Origin of the sequence: Methanobrevibacter sp. (assembly GCF_045126245.1) — an archaeon.
Classification (GTDB): domain Archaea; phylum Methanobacteriota; class Methanobacteria; order Methanobacteriales; family Methanobacteriaceae; genus Methanocatella.
Window position 1 is genome coordinate 1 of sequence record NZ_JBGVOG010000134.1, and the last position, 5,737, is coordinate 5,737.

5 protein-coding genes, 1 tRNA gene and 1 pseudogene are annotated in these 5,737 nt (G+C 36.7%); 4 read left to right on the forward strand and 3 right to left on the reverse strand.

Annotated features, from left to right (window positions below; all coding sequences use genetic code 11):
* The first annotated feature begins 24 nt into the window (after positions 1-24).
* From ACJMLZ_RS09590 to ACJMLZ_RS09605, 4 genes are all read left to right on the forward strand, one after another.
* Positions 25-134, forward strand: a tRNA-Met gene (locus ACJMLZ_RS09590).
* A 114-nt stretch (positions 135-248) separates the two neighbouring features.
* Entirely contained in the window at positions 249-1,415 is a 1,167-nt protein-coding gene (locus ACJMLZ_RS09595) for an aldo/keto reductase (RefSeq protein WP_405305401.1), read from the forward strand.
* Positions 1,416-1,736: 321 nt separating this feature from the next.
* A complete protein-coding gene (glnA, locus tag ACJMLZ_RS09600) occupies positions 1,737-3,092 on the forward strand; it encodes a type I glutamate--ammonia ligase (protein WP_405305402.1) in 1,356 nt (451 codons plus the stop codon).
* A 75-nt stretch (positions 3,093-3,167) separates the two neighbouring features.
* Complete coding sequence (locus tag ACJMLZ_RS09605) at positions 3,168-4,850, forward strand: NrpR regulatory domain-containing protein (RefSeq protein WP_405305403.1); 1,683 nt, start codon at positions 3,168-3,170, stop codon at positions 4,848-4,850.
* On the opposite strand, the gene ACJMLZ_RS09610 is transcribed toward ACJMLZ_RS09605, so the two are convergent.
* The 3 genes and pseudogenes from ACJMLZ_RS09610 to ACJMLZ_RS09620 all read right to left on the reverse strand — a co-directional run.
* The gene (locus ACJMLZ_RS09610) at positions 4,851-5,141 is read right to left on the reverse strand and encodes a DUF2097 domain-containing protein (RefSeq protein WP_405305404.1); all 291 of its coding nucleotides are present in this window, start codon (positions 5,139-5,141) and stop codon (positions 4,851-4,853) included. It abuts the gene before it with no gap.
* A gap of 123 nt (positions 5,142-5,264) precedes the next feature.
* Entirely contained in the window at positions 5,265-5,555 is a 291-nt protein-coding gene (locus ACJMLZ_RS09615; RefSeq protein WP_405305405.1) for a DUF2097 domain-containing protein, read from the reverse strand.
* A gap of 47 nt (positions 5,556-5,602) precedes the next feature.
* Positions 5,603-5,737, reverse strand: a pseudogene (locus ACJMLZ_RS09620) (formylmethanofuran dehydrogenase subunit C); the annotation flags it as partial.

Genomic DNA, 5,737 nt, shown 5'->3' on the forward strand with positions numbered 1-5,737 from the left:
TAAAATAATATATATATGTTAGATGCCGGGGTGGCTCAGCTGGTTAGAGCGCACGGCTCATAGGGTAATAAAGCAGTGCTCTGACTTATTCCTGGGATACCGTGAGATCGCGGGTTCGAATCCCGCCCCCGGCATCCAAAATCCCAGGAATTTCCATCTAACTACTTTTTTTAAAAATATCTTTCAAATCATAATTATTTTATATCCCATTGACAAAAATATCATTGTTAAGTAAATGAGGATTTGAAATGTTATATAATACGCTTGGAAAAACAGGTCTGGAAGTTTCAAGATTGGGTTTTGGAACCATGAGGCTTCCGACAAAGGGTTCAAATGATCAGATTATCGAAGATGAAGCATCTGAAATGTTGACCTATGGAATTGAAAATGGAATAAATTTGATTGATACCGCCTATCCCTACCACAGCAAGACTTTGGAAGGAAGCGGAAACAGCGAAACATTTTTAGGAAAATTTCTAAATGAAAACAACTATAGAGAGGATGTCTTAATATCTACAAAGTCCCCCTCATGGGCAATCGAAAAGGAAAGCGACTTCGATTTCTACCTTGATGAACAGCTGAAAAAACTCCAAACCGATTATATAGACATTTACCTGCTGCATTCACTTACCGTTCCGGATTGGACCAAGGTGAACGATTTGAACGTTCTCGACTTTCTGGATGACTGCCTTTCAAGCGGAAAGGTAAGGCATGTAGGATTTTCCTCACACATCGAGGTGGACTACCTGATTGAAATCCTTGACGAATATCCGAAATGGGAGGTTGTCCTCACCCAAATGAATTACCTTGACGAATATTACCAGTCCGGAGTGATGGGCCTTGACTACTTAAAGGAAATAAATGTCGGAAGCATGGTTATGGAACCTCTCAGAGGCGGAAGGCTCGTTCAAAATATTCCACAATCAGTTCAGGACATATGGGACACCGCCGAAGTCAAGAGAACTCCACTTCAATGGGCTTTGCAATATCTGTGGAACAGGGACGATGTGGATTGCGTTTTAAGCGGCATGACATCACTTGAACAGGTCAAACAAAACATTGAAATCGCTTCAACCGTCGATGAAATAAACGACCATGACCAGGAAGTCATAAGGGAAGTCGCAAGACAATACAGGACATTTTTGGGAAACAGCTGCACCAGATGCGGCTACTGCATGCCTTGCCCGCATGGCGTGGACATCATCAACTGCCTGACCGAATACAATATCGCACATATGCTGAATAACCCTAAGGCCAGCGCAATGCAGTACTTTACACTGATTGATGATGATTCAAGGGCGGACAGCTGCGTGCAATGTATGGAATGCATACCGTTCTGTACCCAAATGATAGACATACCGGAAGAGCTGGTAAAAGTTCACGAATACTTCGGAAGCGAATATGACCACTTCTGATGTTGGCAAAATTAACTTTGATTTGTTGAGTTAAGGTTCATTTCAAATCAAGAACTTTAAACATTAAATCAAAATTTAATCCTTTTTTCAGAATAGTTTGAACAATATAGTATCAAAATTTAAAATTAATGGAATTATTTTTATTAAAAAAAATAAAACTTAAACATTTCAACATTAAAAACAAAATATAACAATTAACTAACTATTTTTTTAAAAACATTTATATATTATAATTAGAAAATATAAATTCAAGGTAGGAACATGCTTTCCGACTTATTTTTATAATAAATTCAATATTCCGGAAATATTGGAGCTGATTTGATGAGCGATATTAGTGAAGAAAAAATTCAACAAGTAACAGAACAGATGAAAGAGGATAACATCAAATTTATCCGTTTGCAATTTGTTGATATCAACGGTACTGTAAAAAACATCGTTATTCCATTTAACGAGGAAGATACTGAAGAATTATTCAATGAAGGAATGTTATTTGACGGATCATCCATTGAAGGATTCGTTGGAATAAATGAAAGTGACTTGGTATTAAAGCCGGATATCAATACATACTCAAGACTATCCTGGAGACCTGAAGAATCCGCAGTATGCAGATTCATTTGTGACGTATGGACCCCTGAAAAGGAACCATTTGTCGGTGATCCAAGAAGCATATTAAAAAAATCATTGGCAAAAATTGCAAAAAGGGGACTTCAATACAATATCGGGCCAGAACCTGAGTTTTTCATTGTAGACATTGATGAAAACGGATACCCTATGCCATACGACGATGCAGGCTACTTTGATGTGGAACCTCTCGATAAGGGACCTGACTTCAGAAGAGAATTGACATTAAACCTGGAAGAATTGGACTTTGAAGTTGAAGCTTCCCACCACGAAGTGGCACCGGGTCAAAACGAAATCGCATTTAAATTTAAAGACGCTTTAAAAACTGCTGATGCAGTAATCACATTCAAACAGGCTATCAAAGCTATTGTAGACAACATGGCCACCTTTGACCAGATGGACTACAGGGTAACATTCATGCCAAAACCGTTCTTCGGCGTGAACGGAAGTGGTATGCACTGTCACCAATCCATATTCAAAGGCGATAGAAACTTATTCTCCGATCCGGATTCAGAAACTGGCCTGTCCAAAGATGCGCTTCACTTCATGGGAGGATTGCTGGCACACGCTCCAGCTGTAACCGCAATCACAAACCCAATCGTAAACTCATACAAACGTCTTGTGCCTGGTTATGAAGCTCCAGTATACAGAGCATACGGTCTTAAGAACAGGTCTGCTTTAATAAGGGTTCCTGCAGCTCGTGGAAAAGCTACCCGTATTGAATACAGATCTCCAGACCCAGCATGTAACCCATACTTGGCATTTGCCGTAATGCTGGAAGCAGGTGTTGACGGTATTGTAAATAAGATTGACCCTGGAGAACCAATCGAAGCGGACATTTATAAGATGACTGAAGAAGAAAGAGAAGCAATGGGCATCAAAGTTTTACCATCCAGTTTATGGGAAGCCTACCATTCCCTTGAAGAAGACCCACTCATATTGGGCGCTTTAGGAGAACATATCAGCCAGAAATTCCTGGAACTCAAATATAAGGAATGGGACGAATACCGTGTCCAAGTATTCGGATACGAACAAAGAAAATATTTAGATATCTAATCTAAATATTGCCTTTTATTTTTTAAATGATAGCTAATACATTAATTACAAGCAATTTACTTTTAGGGGCTTTTTATGTCAGAATCCGAATACAGAATGATTGAAATACTTAGAATATTGAGTGCGCAAGATAAACCAACAGGCTCCAAAGTGATAGCTGATGAACTGAGAAACAAAGGATTTAATCTTGGAGAGCGTGCCGTCAGATATCACATGAAAATTTTGGATGAAAATGGTTACACCGAAAGGGTGGGATATTCCGGAAGACAAATCACAGACAAGGGTCTTGAAAAGTTAGAAAAGGGATTGATTTATGACCAGGTAGATTTCATCCACTCAAAATTTGAAGAAATGATTTATTTGACTGACTTCAACTACATCAACCAAAGCGGAAATGTGGTTGTCAATACATCGACTGTTTATAATGAAGAGTCAATCAATATAATGAAAAATATTTTTGAAAGTGGTCTTTCTGTTAGCCCTTACATCAATTTAAACAGAGTTGGAAACGATGGTGAAATCGAAGTTACAACATTGTGCGGCACAACAATAGACGGCATACTCCTGAATGAAGGTATAGCTTCACAGCTCCAATATGGAGGGCTCCTGAAAATCGAAGATTCAAGACCTATAGAATTCACAGAAGTGATATCCTACAAAAAAACATCCATTACACCTTTGGATGCATTTTCAAACAGTGGATTAACTTCCATTTTGGATGTAATTAATGAAGGAAATGGAATTGTACCCGCCAACTTCAGACTATTGCCTGGAGTCAGCAGACAAAAGACAATAGGCATAGTGGAAAAGCTAAATAAGATTGGAATCGGCGGCATAATAGACATTTCCGAAGAGGGAAATGACATATTGGGAGTTCCAGTACCTGACGGAATGATTGGAATGGCAATAATTGGTGGAATAACCCCATTTTGCGCCCTGAAAGAAATCGGAGAGGAAATTGACATAAAAATAGCTGAAGAAATATGTGATTTCAAAACATTAACCCCAATAACATCAAAGATTGCTCCCGTTTTACAAAGCGCAAAACATGAAAAAAGGGCAAAGATACCGTTTTTACTTTCAAAATCCTGGAATCTGATTCAGCAGGTGGACTTTGATGTTGAAAAGAGAAAAGGAGATATAATAGCTAATGTTTCATACATCTCCAAAGATGAATTGAATGATGCATTGGACATAATGAAGGAAACCTACGACAACAATCCAAAATACATCAATCCTTATTACAAGTTAATGAATCATCCGAGCGATAACGACAAAATTGGAATAGCCACAATATGCAGCTTGAGCATTGACGGAATTTTAATAAAAAATGGAATAATGTCTACTCCGAAATACGGAGGGCTGCTTGAGCTTGCCGAACCTCCGCTGTTCATCGATTTGATATCATACAACGGCACAACAGTAGACCCGCATAAAATCTTTTTATCCAAAAACATGACCTCAATCACCAGGGATGTTGGGCCTAATAAGATATTGGCAAGCGTGAAAGAGATTCCATACATTTCCAGAGATCATGCTATCCACCTGTTAGAAATTCTAAATAATATTGGATTTTCAATATATAAAATAGGAAAACCAAGAGAACTGGTATACAACTCAAAAGTGGATAACTATAATTTTGGTGTGATAACTGGTGGCGGTCTTAACTCAATAGGTGCAATTAAAGAAAAAGGCATTGACATTGAAGTTAAAGCCATTGAAAAATTAATACCGTTTGAGGAGATGGACAGACTGTAATTAGATTACAGTAACATCCACAGCTTCTCCATTTTTAGGTTTATGAGTAAATTCAATTATATCTTCTTCCACTTCATAAACATCAATTTCAATTGTGCCGCCAAGGTCACTTTCATCAAGTGAAACCATTATTTTAAATCCCGGTTTTTCAAAATATTCTGAAAAATCAACATTTAAAACCTCACCTTCAGCAAAAATCCTATTATAAGAAATTTCTAAGATATCATGGACTTTTACATTTTCTTTTAAATATTTTACAGCTTCTTGTGTTGTTAACTCTAAATTTTTCATGTTAATCAACTCCGCATTAACTATAATTATGTTTTCTAATATATAAAAGTTTGTTTGTATATTATCGAACAAAAATTTTTTTGTATGAAAAATCCAAAATTAAAATTAATAAAAAAAGAGAGTTTATAGAATTTCAATGATAATATCTTTATCATCATGAATATGGCGCATTTCTATTAAATCATCTTCAATTTTTTTAAAGTCTATTTCAACAGATTGATTTAATATTTCACCAGTTAATTGCATAGAAACCCTAAGACCTTCGCCAGTTTCTTCATCTTCCTCTGTGATGCCTAGCACCTCACCCGGAGCAAAAATACGATTATAAGAAACTTCTAAAATATCCCTGACATGAACATTGTTTCTAACATACTCAACCGCTTCATCAAAGGTCATTTCAATTTCTTCTACCATCATATCGCCTTATTGTTTTTTAAAAAAATAAAAAAAGGAATTAGGAATTATAAATTCCTATATTCTCTAATTGAAGTATATTCGTCGTCAAGTTCTCCGTATGAAGATAATTTTTCTTTGTTTGCTTCAGCATCCAAGTATAAATTACCTTTACCGTTAAGACCAATATCTCCAGTATATTT